This is a genomic window from Enterococcus sp. AZ048, from assembly GCF_051715125.1.
Lineage (GTDB): Bacteria > Bacillota > Bacilli > Lactobacillales > Enterococcaceae > Enterococcus_A > Enterococcus_A gilvus.
The window spans coordinates 366,189-385,611 of record NZ_JBIOTD010000001.1 but is presented as its reverse complement, the minus strand read 5'-3'; the positions used below and the strand labels follow the sequence as shown (position 1 = coordinate 385,611).

Annotated in this window: 13 protein-coding genes; 3 read left to right on the top strand and 10 right to left on the bottom strand. The window is 39.1% G+C overall.

What is annotated here, in order from left to right:
* Window positions 1-101 precede the first annotated feature (101 nt).
* Together IGI66_RS02035 and IGI66_RS02030 are read left to right on the top strand one after the other, a co-directional pair.
* On the top strand, window positions 102-941 hold the full coding sequence (locus tag IGI66_RS02035; protein WP_438847279.1) for an NAD(P)H-hydrate dehydratase: 840 nt from the start codon (window positions 102-104) through the stop codon (window positions 939-941).
* 4 nt (window positions 942-945) lie between these two features.
* Window positions 946-1,380 (top strand): acyl-CoA thioesterase, encoded by a 435-nt coding sequence (locus IGI66_RS02030; protein WP_086306032.1) that lies wholly within the window; start codon window positions 946-948, stop codon window positions 1,378-1,380.
* A gap of 41 nt (window positions 1,381-1,421) precedes the next feature.
* On the opposite strand, the gene IGI66_RS02025 is transcribed toward IGI66_RS02030, so the two are convergent.
* The 5 genes from IGI66_RS02025 to IGI66_RS02005 all read right to left on the bottom strand — a co-directional run bounded on the left by IGI66_RS02025 (window position 1,422) and on the right by IGI66_RS02005 (window position 6,868).
* Window positions 1,422-2,771 (bottom strand): APC family permease, encoded by a 1,350-nt coding sequence (locus IGI66_RS02025; RefSeq protein WP_086306031.1) that lies wholly within the window; start codon window positions 2,769-2,771, stop codon window positions 1,422-1,424.
* Between the two features lie 246 nt (window positions 2,772-3,017).
* A complete protein-coding gene (locus tag IGI66_RS02020; RefSeq protein ID WP_010781958.1) occupies window positions 3,018-4,019 on the bottom strand; it encodes an NAD-dependent epimerase/dehydratase family protein in 1,002 nt (333 codons plus the stop codon).
* Window positions 4,020-4,057: 38 nt separating this feature from the next.
* Window positions 4,058-5,263: a glycine C-acetyltransferase gene (locus IGI66_RS02015; protein WP_010781959.1), complete on the bottom strand. Its 1,206-nt coding sequence runs from the start codon at window positions 5,261-5,263 to the stop codon at window positions 4,058-4,060.
* A gap of 1,114 nt (window positions 5,264-6,377) precedes the next feature.
* Window positions 6,378-6,686: a DUF2089 family protein gene (locus IGI66_RS02010; RefSeq protein WP_114523801.1), complete on the bottom strand. Its 309-nt coding sequence runs from the start codon at window positions 6,684-6,686 to the stop codon at window positions 6,378-6,380.
* Window positions 6,687-6,709: 23 nt separating this feature from the next.
* Complete coding sequence (locus IGI66_RS02005) at window positions 6,710-6,868, bottom strand: LPXTG cell wall anchor domain-containing protein (RefSeq protein ID WP_438849271.1); 159 nt, start codon at window positions 6,866-6,868, stop codon at window positions 6,710-6,712.
* On the opposite strand from IGI66_RS02005, the gene IGI66_RS02000 reads away from it, so the two are divergent.
* Entirely contained in the window at window positions 6,846-8,600 is a 1,755-nt protein-coding gene (locus tag IGI66_RS02000; RefSeq protein ID WP_438849299.1) for a hypothetical protein, read from the top strand. The two genes, IGI66_RS02005 and IGI66_RS02000, sit on opposite strands and share 23 nt — an antisense overlap.
* 1,801 nt (window positions 8,601-10,401) lie before the next feature.
* Here IGI66_RS02000 and IGI66_RS01995 read toward each other — a convergent pair.
* The 5 genes from IGI66_RS01995 to IGI66_RS01975 all read right to left on the bottom strand — a co-directional run bounded on the left by IGI66_RS01995 (window position 10,402) and on the right by IGI66_RS01975 (window position 19,072).
* Window positions 10,402-11,271, bottom strand: a complete 870-nt coding sequence (locus tag IGI66_RS01995) for a hypothetical protein (RefSeq protein ID WP_438847276.1) — start codon at window positions 11,269-11,271, stop codon at window positions 10,402-10,404.
* Window positions 11,268-12,473 (bottom strand): class C sortase, encoded by a 1,206-nt coding sequence (locus IGI66_RS01990; protein WP_438847274.1) that lies wholly within the window; start codon window positions 12,471-12,473, stop codon window positions 11,268-11,270. The genes IGI66_RS01995 and IGI66_RS01990 overlap by 4 nt, the downstream gene beginning before the upstream one ends.
* Before the next feature lie 108 nt (window positions 12,474-12,581).
* A complete protein-coding gene (locus IGI66_RS01985) occupies window positions 12,582-14,429 on the bottom strand; it encodes a SpaH/EbpB family LPXTG-anchored major pilin (RefSeq protein WP_438847272.1) in 1,848 nt (615 codons plus the stop codon).
* Window positions 14,430-14,466: 37 nt separating this feature from the next.
* On the bottom strand, window positions 14,467-16,041 hold the full coding sequence (locus tag IGI66_RS01980; RefSeq protein ID WP_438847270.1) for a SpaH/EbpB family LPXTG-anchored major pilin: 1,575 nt from the start codon (window positions 16,039-16,041) through the stop codon (window positions 14,467-14,469).
* 1 nt (window position 16,042) lies between these two features.
* Window positions 16,043-19,072, bottom strand: a complete 3,030-nt coding sequence (locus tag IGI66_RS01975) for a hypothetical protein (RefSeq protein ID WP_438847268.1) — start codon at window positions 19,070-19,072, stop codon at window positions 16,043-16,045.
* Window positions 19,073-19,423 lie beyond the last annotated feature (351 nt).

Sequence of the window (19,423 nt, the reverse complement as noted above, 5' to 3'; positions counted from 1 at the left end):
GCTAGGAAAATTTCTCCTTTTTCCCTTATAATGATACCCATAGCGAGTTTTGTTTTACTCTTCCTACTGAAACTAATCATTCAACGAAGGCAGGTGGCTCGATGGTTCAATTGAGCGAAAACATTTTACATAAAGTCATCACGAAACGACCGGAAATTTCTCATAAAGGAACGTTTGGACGGGCCGTATTGATTGGCGGCGATCACCAATATGGCGGCGCGATCATTATGAGTGCCGAGGCTTGTATCAAGAGTGGTGCTGGTCTCACAACAGTCATCACTGCAGAAAAAAATCACGCACCGTTGCACACGCGTTTACCTGAAGCAATGGTCGTTGATCTCAGTGAATCACAGACGATCTATGATGTCCTAGGTACCGCAGATGTCATCTTGATCGGACCAGGTCTTGGATTAGCCAAGGAAGCACTAATGCTTTTAAAATATGTCTTAAAAAATCAAAAAGAAGACCAGTGGCTAGTAATTGACGGGTCCGCTATTACTCTATTCAGCGAGCAAGAACTCGAACTAAAGGTTGCTGACCACACCATCTTCACTCCTCATCAAGCCGAATGGGAACGGCTGAGCGGACTAACGTTTGTACAGCAGACAGACGAGAATAATCGTGCCCAGCAAGCCTTGTTAGGTGCGCGAATCGTTTTGAAAAGTCATCGAACGACCATCTATGACGAAGCGGTCGCTTATTATCAGAATCCGCTTGGGAACCCTGGCATGGCTACTGGCGGTATGGGAGACACTCTGGCTGGTATGATCACTGGATTTTTAGCACAATTTGAAAAAAATACCGATACGATCGGTGCAGCTGTTTATCTTCATAGTCTGATTGGCGATGCATTAGCTGAAAAAAACTATGTTGTTCTTCCCACTGCAATCAGTGAAGCCCTGCCTCACTACATGAAAAAATACGCCGTTGAAAGGAAATAACCTAATGGAAAAATATCCCGGCTACCTTCGTAAGCCCTTCTACTACGAGACAGATAAGATGGGCATCATTCATCACTCAAATTACATCCGCTGGTTTGAAGAAGCCCGCGTGGATGCTCTGACCTTTATGGAGTGTCCCTTTGAGAAAATCGAGGCTGATGGCATCATGATCCCTGTATTAGGTGTCAGCTGCGAGTATAAAGAAATGGTTCGCTTTGGGGATCAAATTTTGATCCAGCCAATCGTTACGAAATACACTGGCACGCGCCTAGATTTCGAATACCGCGTCTACAATGGTGAAAAATTGGTCACTACAGGCACAAGTCAGCATTGCTTTATGTCTTATGAAACCAATCGTCTAGTCCATCTGAAGAGAACGCACCCTGCGCTGCATGAATTATTTTTGACCTATTATGAAACAACCAAAGAAGACGTTTAAAAAACACGCTCCGATGATGGGAGCGTGCTTTTTATCGTTTACTATTTGTATTTTTTCTTCAAGTACATATAGAAAGGAATACCCAATGCTGTGATCAAAATACCGATCATCGCTAATTGGAATTGGTTGATCAACGTCATTACTAAGATGAAGAGTCCACCAATGATCGCAACAATTGGAATGATTGGGTAAAGCGGCACTTTGTAAGGACGAACCAAATCTGGTTCTGTTTTTCTCAATTTGATAACCGCGATAAATACGAGCGTGTAGAAGATCCAGATTACGAATACTAACATATCTGTCAGCATATCGAAGCCGCCGATCATCATCATACCGATAGCGATTACTAATTCCAAAATCCCTGCAATGTAAGGAACTTGGTTTTTATTCAGCTTCACTAATTTATCAGAGAATGGCAATTGTTTTTCAAGACCCATTGTATACGGTAAACGCATACCAGTCATGGTGTAGCCGTTGATCGTCCCGTAAACAGAGATCAAAATACCGATCGTTACTAACTTACCGCCCATGCCGCCAAAAATCGTGTTGGCTACTTGCATCGCTGCATTGTCATTTCCAGCTAAGTCAGAAATATTCATCGTACGTAGGAAAGCAAACTGAACCAATAGATAAACGACCATGATCCCTAAGATTCCGCCAGCAATGGCACGAGGAAGGTCACGTGCTGGTTTTTTTAATTCTCCAGCGATATTCCCAACATGAATCCAGCCATCATAAGCGAACATTGTAGCTAATAGACCTGCACCTAAAGCTGGAGCAAACCCACCAACAGCAGGACCCGCAGTGACTGGGAACAAGCTCACCGTTACATCACCCTGACGCATCAATCCGAAAATAACGATCAATGCCAAAGGAACAAGCTTACAAACTAACGTGATTGATTGGAACATCCCGCCGGCTTTTGATCCCAAGAAGTTGATCAGCATGATCGAAGTCGCAGCAACGATCGCGATCGGCACTAATAATGAAGGGCTCATACCGAACAAGTTGATAAACTGTGTTGAAAAAATGATTGCCAAAGCGGCTACATTTGCCGGGAAATAAATAATTACTTGCGCCCAGCCTAATAAGAAACTCCAGAATTCTCCATACGCGCGTTCGATATAACGCAACATCCCGCCTGTTTCTGGGATTGCTGCAGCTAATTCCGCACCCGTCAATCCGGCACAGACACTGATCAAACCACCTAAGAACCAAGACAACATGTGTAAGCTGGTGGAGCCTGTCACTGCAGCAACACTGGCTGCTTTAAAGAATACCCCTGCACCGATTACAGTACCCATTACTGTCGAGAGTGCCGGGAAGAACGTCATCGTTCGTTTCAATTCACCTTTTGGCGAACCAACGACTTCTGTTTGGTCGACTGCCATAAATTTTCCTCCTTAAAATTCAAAGCGACTGTTTGTTCACTTCTTAACTTGACATCCAAAACAAATAGTAAAAGTTATTAGACAATAGAAATAAGACAAAAAATTGCGATATACCAAGGGTTCAATAACTTTCTTTATTTGTTCGGACATTATTTTAACATGGAGAAAGAAAAAGGGAAACGTTATTTTAAACATTTCCTTTTTTCTTATTTCCCCCTCATGTTCTATTAAGAAATCCTTGCCATTTTATGAATTGACTTTATCAAAAGAAATCTTTGTTTCTACACCTTCAGCCTTAAATTTTGCTGATAAACGTTCTAACATTTCATCTGTCATTTTATCTAAGTCAAAATTAGGACTGAAATCCCATTCTTTACGAGCATCACTATCATCGATCGAATTTGGCCAAGAATTAGCGATTCCTTGACGAACTGGATCTACATCATACTTCATTTCAAAGTCAGGAATACGACGACGAATTGACGCTGCAATTTGTTCAGGTTCAAATGCCATTGCCGTAATGTTGAATGAATTGCGGTGTTCCAAGCGATCTGCATCCGCGTTCATCAATTTCACGATTCCTTCGATCGCGTCATCCATGTACATCATATCCATATAAGTCCCTTTGTCGATGAAGGACGTGTATGATTTGTTTTTCAATGCTTCATAATAAATATCTACCGCGTAATCTGTTGTACCACCGCCAGGTTCCACTTTGTATGAGATCAGGCCTGGGAAACGAACCGAACGGCTGTCCACATCATACTTATCATGGTAGTAATTTTCTAATAATTCACCTGCAACTTTTGTCACTCCATACATGGTTGTAGGGTGCATCACTGTATCTTGCGGTGTGTTGTCTGGTTCGCAGTCTGGACCATAGGCTGCAATGGAAGATGGTGCGAAGAATTTTGTTTTCGGTCCGATTTCACGTGCAACTTCTAATGCATTCATTAATCCTGTCATGTTCAAATTCCATGCAAATGCTGGACGTTTTTCAGCAGTTGCAGATAATAATGCTGCTAAATGGATGATCGTATCCACTTCATAACGTTTAGCGATATCTAAGAAGCTGTCATAGTTCGTTACATCTAATTCTTCAAATTGACCATTTTCAACAACTGGGCTGCCTTCAACAGTACGAATATCTGTTGAGATAACATTTTTGACACCTAGATCGTTGCGTAATCTTTCTGTTAATTCTGAACCGATTTGTCCTAATGCGCCTGTGATCAATACTTTTTTCATGAATGTCTCTTCCTCTCTGTCTCTCGTATAGTTGGTTTTTATTTGACTGTTTCTTTGATGATTCCTAATTCTTTACCGACTTTTTCATATACTTTGATAGCATCGTCTAGCATTTCTTTCGTATGTCCTGCATTCGGCATGTTCCGTACACGGCCTGTTCCTAATGGCACCGTTGGGAATACGATAGGTTTTACATAAACACCGTTTTCTAATAATTTCTTAGAGAACTCTTGTGCTAATTTTTCATCACCGACGATTACTGGAGTAATTGGTGTTTCTGATTGACCGATATCGTAACCGATTCGTTTCAATTCGTCTTTAAAGTAATTGGCATTTTCCCACAATGTATCCACATATTCTGGATGTTCTTCGATTAAATCAATTGCTTTGATACAAGCACCAGCAGCGCCAGGCGTTAAAGATGTAGAGAATAAGAATGGGCGTGCTTGCGATTTCAGCCAAGTGATCAATTGTTTTGTACCAGCCACATATCCGCCGACAACACCGATCCCTTTTGATAATGTTCCCATTTGGAAATCGATATGATCTTGCATATCAAAATGTTTTACTGTTCCGTGACCATGACCCATAACACCTGTACCATGTGCATCGTCCACATAAGTAATGACATTGTATTTTTCGCAAATTTCTACGATTTCAGGAATTTTTGCTACGTCGCCGTCCATTGAGAAGACACCGTCAGTAATATACATCACCTTGTTGTATTCGCCACTTTCTGTCGCAGCCTTTGCTTTCGCTTCTAAATCTTCCATGTCTTGGTGATTTACACGAATGATCTTCGCACCAGATAAACGACACCCATCAATAATAGAGGCATGATTCAATTCATCTGATAAAATCGCATCCCCTTTTTTCATTACTGCTGAAATGGCACCCATGTTACAGTTGAAACCAGATTGGAACGCGATCGCTGCTTCCGTTCCTTTAAATTCAGCGATTTTTTCTTCTAATTTTTGGTGAATGTCTAAAGTTCCATTGATTGTTCGAACAGCGCCTGCCCCTGCTCCGTAATGTTTTGTTGCTTCTACGTCTGCTTCGATCATTTCAGGTCGAGTAGCAAATCCTAGATAGTTGTTAGAAGCCAGGTTGATCATTTTTTGGTCATTGACAGTAATGATTGGACCATTGCTTCCCTCCAAAACATCAATAGTGTTGAACAATCCTTTTGCTTTTAGATCTTCCAAGTTCGTTTCTAGAAATTGGTCAAGAACTTTTGAACTCATAACGATTCTCCTCCATACTTGTTATTGCGCAAACCGATTTGTTATTTTTTCCACTCAAGCAAAACGAAAAGCTGAGTTGCTGTTTGCGCTTTCGTAACTTACACCCTTAGTTTATAAGCGATTGATAACGTTTACAACTTTAACACTTGACAATTCTTTGAATTATAATAAAAGTTAGAAAGTTTCTAATTGATTTTATTTATAAGGCAGGCTACGGCTTTCAAAGCTGCTTATAATCACTAAACTTTTCATCAGTAATCGGTCAAAATTAATAGTTCTTTATTTCACAATAACTACATTTCTTATATAGTATTTCTACTTTTAAAAAAATAAAAACGATTATACCAATACTCTTTAAGCGTTTTCACTATGGACTTATATCACAAAAACATTTAATGATAAAGGAAACATATAATATGCAGATAATCTTCGACCATTTTTTCTTTCTAATCAATTCCAAATAAAACAAACTTTCATTTTCATATAAAAGTGCACTTTCATTTTTGATCCTCGATTTTTTGAAAATTAGACTAAGATTTATGTTAGAAAAATCTTTTATTAGAAAAAATTGACGATTCCTCCTTAAAAGTACTTTTCTTTCTTCATTGGTTTAAACGCCCTTAAACAAACAAAAAAAATACGTTATTTGTCCCCATACCAAATTGCAGCTTTCTAGAATTCTAGCAAGAAAAAGCTGTGCAAGAAGCCCACGTTTCAATTTCGCGGTTCTTGCACAACTTATTCTGCTGTATTCAACTTTTTGGATGGATTAGATATTTTCTTTTTTTTTTGGCTTATTTCATGATCTTTTCTTTAAGCTTAACAATGAAATTTCTGGGTGTTCTATCCATCTCTGTTGGACTTGCAGAAAGCAACACCCACCTTTCCTTTGGTTCATATATCACTATTTTTCATCAGTAAGAATTTTGTGATAGCATTTGGAAGGTTCTCTTCTATAGAGATGTCTATTACCTCTAAACTATTCGTTGTAAAAATAAATGATTCATTTGTTTCTCATCTTAGTAACAAAGAACAACCTGCTATTAATATCAATCCAATATTTTCCTTTTTGCCCATTCTCAACGCAAAGTTTTAAGATAAAACTTGATTTGTATTAATCTATAAGTAAGCAATTAAGTGTTTTACTGTATTCTAAAACAACCGTTTTGGCAATATCCTGATCGATTTTTCCTTCCTCTTCAAGCTGATTAATCAATTTTACTACCATATCATTGTCTTTTCTTTCGTTTACTTGAATTTTTTGTATCAGCTTGTCTAATTTTTTACGAATTGTAGGGTAGCTTGTAGAATAGATTCCAGCTAATTCCTTAATTGAGCCCGAGGCAAGTAAAAATTTCTTTACAAATCTAATTTCTTCCTCGCTTAATTCTGAAAACCAACGAGGGATCTTTTGATTTTCCATTTTGCACCTCTTTTCTTTACTTTCTATTTGCGAATTGCATTTGTTTGTTTGATTAATATAAAACTTCCAATAATTAACAATACCCCAACAAATATGAGAAGTTGACTACTTGAACTTCCTGTTTTAGGTAATATTTTTTTCGATGATTCTGAGGATTGATTGACAGAATACTTGCGAACAATTACACTTTCAGATTTATTTCCGCCACTACCTTTTGGTGTATTTGAAGCTCCTGAACCAATATTTTTTTTCGTATTACTCGGAGAGGTGCTGTCTTCTTTAAGATCGGAAGATTTTTTTGATGAACTACTTTCTTTTGCACCACCACTTGAACTTGTCTCTATTGAGCTACTTGATTCTGTACTTGATGTTGTCGGTTTCGTCGAGCTGCTCGATTCTGTACTTGATGTTGTTGGCTTTGTCGAGCTGCTTGATTCTGTACTTGATGTAGTCGGCTTTGTCGAGCTGCTTGATTCTGTATTTGATGTTGTCGGTTTCGTCGAGCTGCTCGATTCTGTACTTGATGTTGTTGGTTTCGTCGAGCTGCTTGATTCTGTACTTGATGTTGTCGGTTTTGTCGAGCTGCTCGATTCTGTGCTTGATGTTGTCGGCTTTGTCGAGCTGCTCGATTCTGTACTTGATGTTGTCGGTTTTGTCGAACTGCTCGATTCTGTACTTGATGTTGTCGGCTTTGTCGAGCTGCTTGATTCTGTACTTGATGTTGTCGGTTTTGTCGAGCTGCTCGATTCTGTACTTGATGTTGTCGGTTTCGTCGAGCTGCTTGATTCTGTACTTGATGTTGTCGGTTTCGTCGAGCTGCTTGATTCTGTACTTGATGTTGTCGGTTTTGTCGAGCTGCTTGATTCTGTACTTGATGTAGTCGGCTTCGTCGAGCTGCTCGATTCTGTACTTGATGTTGTCGGTTTCGTCGAGCTGCTTGATTCTGTACTTGATGTAGTCGGCTTCGTCGAGCTGCTCGATTCTGTACTTGATGTAGTCGGCTTCGTCGAGCTGCTCGATTCTGTACTTGATGTTGTCGGTTTCGTCGAGCTGCTTGATTCTGTACTTGATGTAGTCGGCTTCGTCGAGCTGCTCGATTCTGTACTTGATGTTGTCGGTTTTGTCGAACTGCTTGATTCTGTACTTGATGTTGTCGGTTTTGTCGAGCTGCTTGATTCTGTACTTGATGTAGTCGGCTTCGTCGAGCTGCTCGATTCTGTACTTGATGTTGTCGGTTTCGTCGAGCTGCTTGATTCTGTACTTGATGTAGTCGGCTTCGTCGAGCTGCTCGATTCTGTACTTGATGTTGTCGGCTTCGTCGAGCTGCTCGATTCTGTACTTGATGTTGTCGGTTTCGTCGAGCTGCTTGATTCTGTACTTGATGTAGTCGGCTTCGTCGAGCTGCTCGATTCTGTACTTGATGTTGTCGGTTTTGTCGAACTGCTTGATTCTGTACTTGATGTTGTCGGTTTTGTCGAACTGCTCGATTCTGTACTTGATGTTGTCGGTTTCGTCGAGCTGCTTGATTCTGTACTTGATGTTGTCGGTTTTGTCGAGCTGCTCGATTCTGTACTTGATGTTGTCGGTTTTGTCGAGCTGCTCGATTCTGTACTTGATGTTGTCGGTTTCGTCGAGCTGCTTGATTCTGTACTTGATGTTGTCGGTTTCGTCGAGCTGCTCGATTCTGTGCTTGATGTTGTCGGTTTTGTCGAGCTGCTCGATTCTGTACTTGATGTTGTCGGTTTCGTCGAGCTGCTTGATTCTGTACTTGATGTTGTCGGTTTCGTCGAGCTGCTCGATTCTGTACTTGATGTTGTTGGCTCTGTTGTGCTGCTAATTGGTGGCGGGAGTTGGCCTGAATATTCATGGGCACCAATATCAACCTTACCGTCAATTAACGGGTTTCCAAAATAATCGCGTCCACCATTATCTTCAATTGTGGTACCAGCATTAATCGCAGGAGAGTGTTCACTCAATTGGTAGCCACCGACAGAATCTAATCCAATTCCGCCAGTTCCAGGAGCTTCCAAAATATTTCCTTCAATTATTTCTTCTACTTCTACTGCCCGTTCATGATCTTTTTCCGGTCCTGTTGCATTGAATGCCCCATCGTATTCAATATCTGGACTTTTCACAATTATTGGATTTTTTTCATTGCTTGGAAGATTAGTGTAGCCATAATAAACATTACTATCGAATTGCACTGTAGCCGGATGTTCCTGCCTATCTTCTTCCCCTTTTTCTAATTGGCCTACTTGCCAATGTGGAGTGGCATTTCCTCCTTCATTGTAGAAAATATTATTCTTCATTCTAAGCTGACCTGGACTTTGCCGACTGATGATATCTGTATTCGTTCCAGCACCAGTATAAAAAGTATTATTGTATACCTGTCCTACCTCTGCTTCTGAAATATCAGAAGTCCACTTGGGATCTAGCGTATTCGCTGCTAAAAACAAATGTTTACGGTCGTTTTCACTGATATTATAGCGAATGACACTATTAAAATTTTTCGAATCACACAGTAACATAAAGCCACCTTCATTATCATGACTATAATTATATTGATAAAGGGTACCTGTCCCAGAATCGCAATCAAAACCTTCTCCATCGTAATTATCGACAGTATCAAATGCTTCATTAAATTGGAAAGTTGGATAGTAGCACAACCATGGCCATATCCCGGCACTTACCTGCCAGTAGTAGGGTTTGAATGCTGGATCAGGATTTCTAAATATATCCCCGTCTTCTCTTGCATGTGTTTGGCTCGCCCCATCGGATACATTGTTTTGAATCATTGGCAAATAACAATTTTGAGGTACAATCGAATCTCCACCTGAATCTTTTACATAGTTGTTCTCTATCAATACATTTGTGTGTCCATAGGTCTGACTTTTAACTGGATCAATCTTATCAGAGACTCTTTCGTCCGTGATAGTTCCTTCAAAAACCGTACAGCCAACAGAAATTCCCGTTCTCCTTGTATTAGCAACATAGCTATTCGTAATTGAAATATTGTCAAATCGAGTGATATTATTCATATCAGGTTTCCCACCTACTGTGAAAAATATCCCTCCATTTCCATGATCTTTCGCATGAATATGCCCATCTACATCTGTCACTTGTAGATCATCTAGATGAATATTTTGAGTTATCCCATTATCTTTTGCCAGAACATAAACTCCCACACGTCCCCACTTAGATTTTGGACTCCCCTCTAATCCCCAAGCCTGCTCTGCTTGTTGACTCTCATCAGGATTTATATTTGTTACTGAGAAATTTCTCATTGTCCAACCACTTGCATTGTACAATGTCACCGCAGAATAAATTTGTTTATTCATTGAGGTCATTTGTTCCACAATTTCTCCGCCCTGACCATTGATCTGCGCTTTTCCTCCTGACTCTCCATAACTTTCCAATGTAATCGGTCGATCAACTGTCCCTTCTCCATTCACACTCCCTTCTAAAAAAAGAGTGTCATTGAAAACGCCGTCTTCATGAAGTCGGATCGTATCTCCCGCTTCAAACTTTGTTTCTTCTACTTTATCTAAGGATTCCCACGCTTTATTCGGAGAAGTTCCTGTATTGTCATCACTCCCAGTAGCTGGATCCACATAATATACGTTTCCAGCTGCTTCATTCGATTGCGGAAACCCTCCCAACAATAAAGGAATGATCAATGTCAACAAACCAACACTAGACACAATTCTCTTTTTTTTCATTGATGCCTCCTATTTTTCCGAACGACTTTTGCTTCTTTTACCCATTTTTTAACGTATTCTCGATAGTTCTCTTTTTCTAGTTGAATTCGGATAGATTCTGAGACCTTTTCTATCGGTTGAATCGGACCTTTTTTTGTACGAATACAGTAGTAACAACGCTTTTTCTTTCCATTACCGTAAATAGCGCTCCATGTCCCCGCAGGCTGAGGAATAACATCATAGATTTCTTCGTCATAATACTTCAGCCAATCACGCATATTCGATTCTGTTAATTGAACCTTTTCAAAAGTAATCGCCTCAGCAGCTTCAATTCTCTCCTCCCTACTGTTAGCAGAGATTAGATTCTGCAATGTATTTTTATCTCCTTCGACACGATACAAATCTTTATTCTCAACTTCTCGGAATCCTTCTAGATATGTTTCGTAAAATGTTTTGATGTTTTTATCCGTAATGTCTTTTTGATAGATTTTTTTTAACTCGTTAATACTGTTCCTGAGAGTATATGCATAATACGTTTGTTCATCATATTTTTTCAACCCATAAATAACTTGTTTTTCTCTACTTTTTTTCTGATTTTTCTGATTGATCTCTTTCGTCTTTTTGACTAGCGTTTTATAGTTGTCAACCACATCAAACTTTTGTTTTTTTGCTTGCTGCAGTTGGACCTTTTCTTCTACGATTTGTGTCTCTAATCCCTTTTTGTCCAATCTCGGATATAATTTTTGATAAAAAACATATTCGTCTTCTGATATTTTCTGTCCGTTAATCTTCATGACCCAATGGTTGTCCCACCAAACGAAACTTAAAAGCAACAAAAGAATTCCAACACTTACAATAATGATTTTTGTTCTCGACTGTCTGTTCATGCTCGACTCCTAAATACAATGACTTGTTCCTTTTCTGCGATAGTGACTTCCTTCCCTTTTGGTTTGAGAGAAAAATTAGATTCTTTGATTTTTTTGACTTTTGTGTACGCAAAAACTTCTGTTTCTTTTGAGAATTTCAATCCATAACGCTTACCGAAAAGTGGCGGAAATGTCACTTTTCCATCTTTGTCTGATAAAGCAGTAGCAGGTTTACCTTCAATTAATAGTTGATTTTTTCCACGTCTCCCTAACAGAAGAACAGGTTGACCAATGATTGGTAGGTTGGTTGTAGGATCAATTAAGTAAAAGGAAAGCACGTAGTTTCTTCGCCCGATTAATGCTGTACGGATGATTTGATAAAAGACCCAAATAATCAGAAAACCTCCAATAATCATTGCGCCCAACATCGCAAATTGCTTACCTTTTTTTCGATCATCAACTTTTTCTTTCTTCTTCGCCATCGCTTTTGTATACGATACACGGTGGCCACGAACCAGCAATCGATGAGAGTTTATCCCATAGGGTGTACAAGTCATCAAGGTTACATATTCCATTCCGTCAACGATTAAAAGATCCGTTGTATCGGTTGGTTCAATTACTTTAATTTGATCTACCTCATAGGCATGTGTTTCATTCAAAACCTCAATATAAAACTGATCCTTCTTTTTCAACTTAGGCAAGTCGGTAAAAAGCTTGGCTTTCTTTAGTCCCCGATGAGATGAAATCACGCTATGAGAACTTTCACCTCCATTAATTGAAGACGTTCCTTCCAAAACTGTTGCACCTTTAGATAAGAAAAAATCATTCGTTACATCAAAAACCGGAAGCTTCACATCAATTTTTGGGATAATAATGGTTCCTATTGTGTGCTCCTTAATGTAGGATTGAGACGGTTTTTTTTTCTTTTCTTTGTCTCTCCGTTGTTGCGAAAAGGGCTCCCCGTCGGACCCGGGATTTTTTTCTTTTTTAGCTTTCTCGTCCTGTAGTGCCATCTGTTTTTGTAGCTTTTCAATCTCAGTCTTATTTTTTTGTGATGCTTCTTTTTGATATCTTTGGACAGTTCGCTGATCAAGATAATCATTGATCCCTTGGCTAATTAACGGATACACCAGCAAAGAAAGCCCAAAAAGAAAGAAGAACAACATGACTAGCCGCTGTATCATTACAATGAATGAATTTGACTTTTCTTTTCTCTTCGCCATATAAACACTCCCTGTCCATTACCCATCAGTTTTTTTGAAAAAAAGAAGACAGCAACGATTCATGTTGCTTTTCGTTACTGTCTTTATAAAACATGCGTTAAGAGCTTACTATGCTTCCTTACGTTGTGAGCGCAGGTAAGCAACACCGACGATCGTCATCACAGCAACACCTGCTGCCATCATCAAGTAAATTCCTGAGCCACCCGTTGAAGGCAAGCTGCCTTTTTGTTTATTGACTACTACTTCAGCTTTCCCTGTTCCTAGCGGATCCGTACTGTCAAATGAATTTTGGTTGATTTCAAATTCAACACGATTTTCTAATAGCACATATTTATCATTTGGTGCTTTTGTTTCTTCTAAATAGTAGGTGCCATCTTCCAACCCTTTAATTGTTACGTAGCCTTGACCGTTTGATATAAATACTTTTGCATCTGCTAAATCTGTCACCCAAGAAATTTCACCATTTGTGCCAACTTTCAAATATTTTGCAGTATCACTATCCGCATCACGCACAACAAATTCTGCACCTTTTAATGCTTCATTGTCATTTGAACCATCCACTTTAACAAAGTTGTATCCACCAGTATAAACTTCGCTACCTGAACCTGTATCTGTATCATGATCCGTTTCAACTTTAGCTGTATTGTTTACTTCAACACCCGGTGCGATTGTTTGCAATAATTCCATTTTGTACGTCATCGTCATTGTTGCATTTGGTGTCATTGCAGCAATCCCTGCCGCAGTAAAAGCAACTGTAAATTCGCCAGCTGTTGTTTCATCTAACGTATAATGCAAAGGTGACGTAAATGTTGTCGTCCCATCTGATAGTACTAATGTTGTATTGTCTAATTTTAAATGTACGCCATGTGTATCTTTGATTTCATATTTGATATAGCGTGGAGAATCACTTACGCCGTCATTATCTGTATCAATTTGATCTTTGATCCCATTTGGAATCACTGATTCCACACTATACTCGATCTTATCACCAACATTTACAGAACCGCCATCGTTGGTTTTCTTTACCTCAATGTCATCATTTTGAATAGCATCTGTTCCAGTAAACGATTTTAATTTATTTGCATCGCTTAATGTAAATTGCTGATTGATGGCACCATTTTGGATCACATAACCAGGTTTTGTTGTTACCTCAGTTAAATAATACGTACCATACAATAGGCGATCTTCAGAAAATTTACCGTATTGATCTGTACTAAATTTGTGCGCAAGAGCTGGATCCGTTGTCCACGTAGGTGTGTCCGATGCATCAAACCCACTCAAATACTCAGTAGTAGAACCGTTGTAAACACCTTTACGATGAATCACGAATTCAACATCCTCCAAAGCAATCTTATTACCATCTTTATCTTTTAAGTTTGAGATTTTTTCTACTTCTACCCCTGCAGTTTCAACAACGTTCTTTGGATATAAGTGGATCGTCTCTAGTGTTTCCTCACTAGCATTTTTCACTGGTAAGGCAACAACCATATTATCTGCAGTTGTTACACCAGCTATCGGTGTTTCTACGATTACGTAAACAGCGTTTTTACCATTTACTTTGGCATTTACATTGGCAAAAGTCAGATCACCAACAGAGCCGGTTGTTGCAGTCGTTTGTGTATCGACAGGTGTTTCTGAACTGTAATCTTTTCCTTTTACTTCCGCTAAAGCCTCTTCCATCGTATATTTTTCAGTAGAAGCTGGTTTCGTTGAATTTAACAATGTATAAAAAGCATCGGTAACATCATAAATTTTGAATTGTACACCACCAAACCCAGCTGCTGAATCAAATTCCGACATTTCTTCACCAGTATTCTGAATTTCTGTTTGTGTACTGCTAAAACGCTTTTTGTGCAAAGTGATGTCTACTGTTGTCCCTGCTGCATTTGCAGTAAGTGAAGCCCCAAAGCCTAATACGATAGGCAGCACCATAGCAAGGCTCGCTATTAAAACCAATAATTTCTTCTTCAATTTTTCTTCCTCCAATTTCTATTTAGTCATTCTTTTGTTGCTGTCTTGCTCTAATGCTATAAATAACGAACACTAATAAAATTAGTAATCCGCCGAATAACCCCACGTCTAAGATTCTTTCACCAGTACTTGGCAATCTGCGCGTATTCTTTCCTACGGTGTAAACAGCTTTGGCATTCACATTGGTAGCTTTCCCGACATCGCCCGTTTCTCCACCACCAGTACTTGGTAATTTACTATTTAAAACTTCAAGCAAACCAGTCGTCTCTCCAGCAAGATAAGTATTCTTCTCAATCTTAAATTCGATCGGCTTTTCTAATAGACGGTAGCCTTTAGGTGCGACAATTTCTTCAATTTGATAGGTACCGTAGGCTAGTCCTTTCAGTTCGAAAGCTCCTTCTTGAGTTGAAACGATTTTCAGTAAGTCTTCGTCTTTTGAAGGTGTCTCTGAATTTTTCCACTTATAGTCAGTTGTCAGATACTGCTCTGTTTTGTTTTTCACCACGAATGTAGCATCTTTCAATTTTAATTGACGAGTATCGGCATCAACTTTTACAAAGCGATAGCCGCCGGTCAGCACTTCCTTAGATGTACTAGTTTGTTCTTGATCTTTTATAGAATCGTTGTATTGCAGCAACGCTTTATTAAAAAACGGAGTATCTGCCGCTGCACCTTCTTTGATCTTCATCTGATACGAAATCGTTAATTGCATCTCTTGGTATTCAACCAATTTATTCGGAACAAAGTTAATGATAAAACCATTTCCTTCAGCACTCACTTGATAACTCGCCGAATCAATCGGCTGATTTTTTTGATATGCGACAGTAATCGAATTGACATCAGCAAGCAACGCAGGATCTGGCAAATCAATTACTTTGAAATACTGATATCTACTGATAGGAATCGGAATGTTTACCTTGATCTCATAATTGATCGCTTCTCCATAGGTGAAATCTGCATGATCTTCTGCCAACTGCTTTTCGATTTTTGGCTCGGTCGGAATTTCTACCAAGCTGTCATTTTTCGAATAGATGTGTGTAAATTCAGCCGTTATCGTATTGTTTAACTCATCCTCGATTGGAAAATGCACAATGATCGGATCGCTTGGACCTGCCTGGCTCACTGAAGCTGTCTCAATGAACAGGTAACTCGCATCATGGGCTTTATTTTTCTTAGTTAATGAGAGCTTTAACACACCATCCATTGACTCATTCTGCCCCTGACTATTCGGAACATCCATCCGTGCCGTTTTTCCTTTGGCAACGACCTCCATTCCCAAACGATTCGGAACCGCTTCGCCAACCTCCAAGTCTACAACTTCGGATTTTGCCACAGCCTTAGCTTGTTCTACCGCTTCTTCGTGGGACGTTGAATGCGTTCGAACAAAATGTGTGATATCAATTACAGTGAATTCTGCCCCGTTGATTCCTTTTTTTTCCGTCAGCAATCCCTGTCCATCTTGATTTTCCTGCGTAGCTTGCTTATGCAAATAAACTGTGTGCTTTTCTGCAGCCTCCACAGACTGCATAGAAAACAAATTTCCTATTAAAAGAAAGCCGATCGCTAGAAGCGAGAATATAATAGAAGGTTTCTTCATGTTACACACCCACCTTTCTACGATACTCAACGATCCCGCCAATCAGAATAACGAAGGCAAGAAAGGCACTTGCAAAAATGAGCTGCTGCGTTAACCCTTCACCACCGGTTTCTGGAAGCGGTACTCTTCCACGTCGATTCTCCACATGGATGCTCATTGATTTCCCTGTATTGAATTGAACAGTAAATTGATTCGTCTCTGTCCCATCCTGATCCTTGTACGTCACGGCATATCCTGAGTCATCAACTTCTTTTAGTTGATAGCTTTCTCCTTCAGTCAAGATCTCAGTCCAATCAGTAATAATCGTCCCTTCATCCTCTATGTCTTTATAGAAGGTAATCGGTATATCCGTATCCTTCGCATTTACTTCCGCTTTCCCGTGAGCAACAACTTGATCGCTGCTATTAACTAATTGGAATTTGAATGTCTCTCCATCAAAGACGCCGTCACCTGTCACTTTTTTCTTTGCAGAAAAGTCAAAGGTATTTTGATTCTCTGTGTTAAGCGTAATTTTTTTCGATGGGTCATTGTAAACTACTTGGAACTCATTATTCTTTTCTCCCGTGCCGCCTGAATAGATCGGTCGATAATTTTGCGTATCTGTTTCAATTAATTGATATTTTTTATCTTCTCGTAAAATTTTTGCCCAATCTGTGATTTTATTTGATGCGCTATAATCACTTGTCGTGAAAAACTCGATCGCCTGATTCTGACCTTTTTCTGTGACCGTCACTTTTCCATAGGCGACTACCGGATTCCCAGCTGTTGTAATATCTTTAATTTCAAATTTGTACGTCTTATTCGGCGTCAACAGACCCGTACCTTCGACCTTTTTATTTGCTTCAAAATCTAACGTATCTTTGTTAGTAACTGCAAAACTGATCTTTCCGCCATTTTCATAATCGGCGGTATAGGTATTTCCTTCAATAGAATCACCAGTCGAAGGATCTTTTGTATAATAGGTAACGTTATATCCTTGACTATCCACCTCAACCAATTCATAGGTCACACCATCTTCTAAAATGACGGTTTCAACCCCATCGATGGTCATTTTCTTCCAATTAGTGATTTCTTCACTGTAAGTATTATCCGTATAGAACGTGATCGGTTTATTGGTGTTCTTCCCATCTGTCATTGTGATCGTAGTTTTCCCAAAAGCAACAGCTGAATCATCTCGAGTATCTCTCAATTCAAATTCGAATTCTTTATCATTCGCTAAACTACCAACCCCAATGATTTTCTTTTCTGCTTCTATCTTGATTGGTTCTTTATTGATCACAATAAATCGCCAGCGATGATCTTGCTTGCTGTCATATTTGAACTGATTTGTCTCTTTTCCATTCGTATCTTGGATGTGCACTTCATAGCCATCTGTATCTATCTCGTTAATGTAATACCAGCGTCCATCAATTAAAAAGTTGCTCCAGTAGTTCGGATTATTTTTATCAACATTTTCTATCGGGATGGTGTAGTTTTCATCTCGGTAGAATTTGATCTCTACTTCTCTTCCTTTATGTGTGACTTCCGTAACAGTCTTCCCGTAAGCAACAACTGTTCCATATCGATCGGAGATATTAAATTTAAAAATTTTTTCTTCAGATAGCTCTTTCTCGTCATCTCCTGAAACTTTCTTATAGGCCTTTAAGAAATCTGCTTCGACATCTCCCCAAATTGCATCAAAATCCGTCTCTGTTCTGGTATCCTCTGAATCATTGTCATTGTATAAAAAGGACAGATCATTTTGATATTTCCCAGAACCATATTCAGGAACATCTACATCTACTGAGAAAGAAACATCGTAAGCCATGATTGCTCCATTTGACGGACTCTCATCTCTTTTTCCATAAATATCATGTAACTGAGTTTTTTGATCACCGGTCAAGGACAAGTCCGCATCAATCGCATCATGGATATCTGCTTCACCAAAATCGGTATAATGCGCCTTAAGGTCTTCATAGTAATGTGTCGATCCCGGCATGGTTCCAAAAGCAACTAAGACTGTCTCTGTTTCATCCGCATGTTTATACACACCGTAAGCTCGTTGTCCGTTGTTTGCATCAGGATAGGCCTGTACGTAATCCTGAAATTCTTGATAACTTTGCCCTTCTGTTGGTTCAAGTTTTAAAAAGGCATTCCCATTTCCTTCTTTTTCAATTACGAAATCGGAAAAATTCACTTTTTGTGGAGCTCCTGAAATATTTGCCCCTAATTGTCGATCCCCCATACGCGATCCAGCATCCTCTGTCGTAATAATATAGGTAGGAACTGTCACCCAAAGAGAATCCTCTCTAAAGTGTGTGCCTGGGACTAAGTGATCGACCAACAAACCATTAGCCTTGTCCACAATTTTTGTTGCCCCTTGATCCTTGGTATAATAATCAAAGGCGGCACCATAATCTAAGTAATTAGTACGAACTGCCCAAGCGATTGCATTTTGACCATTAACCTGTTTTCCTTCTTTATGAAGATATTTACTCTCATCTGGAAAAGGTCGATCTTCTGGATCAGGTACTGTCGGATCAGGAGCATCAGTAACCTCTAATAGATCACCCATACCGTTCCCACCGCCATCAATATTTTCTCCAGCTTTTCTAGCCGTTGCAGTGAGATCCAAAACCCCTTTGTGGAGGCGCTGTGCTTCAACTGCAGCCTCACAAATTGTAAAAATTATTTTGTCGCCTTGAATCTCATATGTCAGATATGGATCAGAAGGAGTATTTCCAAGAACTCCCGAACTCCAGTGGTACGAAAAATTGTAATCATTCGGGATACTAATCTCAAACGTATCTCCTACTGCTGTTCCTTCAGGTAATGGATCAACATTAAACTCCATGTGGACTCGCAATTGTTGACCCGTTTCTAGTGAAGCACCACCACCTGGACGTTTCTCCGCATAATAATTTGTAATTACTAAGTTATCCTGAAGTGTTTCCGCTGAGGCCTTGTCTGAATTAAGACCAAATAGCCCAATAATATACGTACTAATAATTAGTACTGTCATAGAAAGAACTTTCATCTTTCTCTTTTTCACATCTACCTCCCCTTTTCATTAAATATTTATAATGCTTCCTTGTTCAAAATTATTATAAATTATCAAAAACAGAGAACTTCCAATTTTCCATGAATAGCAAAATAACTATTTGAACGTCACTTCAAAAGAAAAAGAACGACGTTCATGCAACATGAGCGTCGTTCTTCGTTAAAAATCATTTTGATTTTATTTTTAACTTTATGTATTTTTTGTTTTATCTTTAAACTGAATCATTCGATAAAAACCATCAATCTACAAATACCACTAATTTTTATATTTTTTTAACATTATTTTCAAACTGATAGATATTATTTTAACCTCTAATGTTATATAATTAAAGAAGCTTCTCAT

What these genes read in the sequence shown, in the direction of transcription:
- IGI66_RS01990 (WP_438847274.1), bottom strand. Translation starts at nt 12,473, where the DNA reads ATGGCGAAGAGAAAAGAAAAGTCAAATTCATTCATTGTAATGATACAG.
- IGI66_RS02025 (WP_086306031.1), bottom strand. Translation starts at nt 2,771, where the DNA reads ATGGCAGTCGACCAAACAGAAGTCGTTGGTTCGCCAAAAGGTGAATTG.
- IGI66_RS02015 (WP_010781959.1), bottom strand. Translation starts at nt 5,263, where the DNA reads ATGAGTTCAAAAGTTCTTGACCAATTTCTAGAAACGAACTTGGAAGAT.
- IGI66_RS02030 (WP_086306032.1), top strand. Translation starts at nt 946, where the DNA reads ATGGAAAAATATCCCGGCTACCTTCGTAAGCCCTTCTACTACGAGACA.
- IGI66_RS02035 (WP_438847279.1), top strand. Translation starts at nt 102, where the DNA reads ATGGTTCAATTGAGCGAAAACATTTTACATAAAGTCATCACGAAACGA.
- IGI66_RS01995 (WP_438847276.1), bottom strand. Translation starts at nt 11,271, where the DNA reads ATGAACAGACAGTCGAGAACAAAAATCATTATTGTAAGTGTTGGAATT.
- IGI66_RS02010 (WP_114523801.1), bottom strand. Translation starts at nt 6,686, where the DNA reads ATGGAAAATCAAAAGATCCCTCGTTGGTTTTCAGAATTAAGCGAGGAA.
- IGI66_RS02020 (WP_010781958.1), bottom strand. Translation starts at nt 4,019, where the DNA reads ATGAAAAAAGTATTGATCACAGGCGCATTAGGACAAATCGGTTCAGAA.
- IGI66_RS01980 (WP_438847270.1), bottom strand. Translation starts at nt 16,041, where the DNA reads ATGAAGAAACCTTCTATTATATTCTCGCTTCTAGCGATCGGCTTTCTT.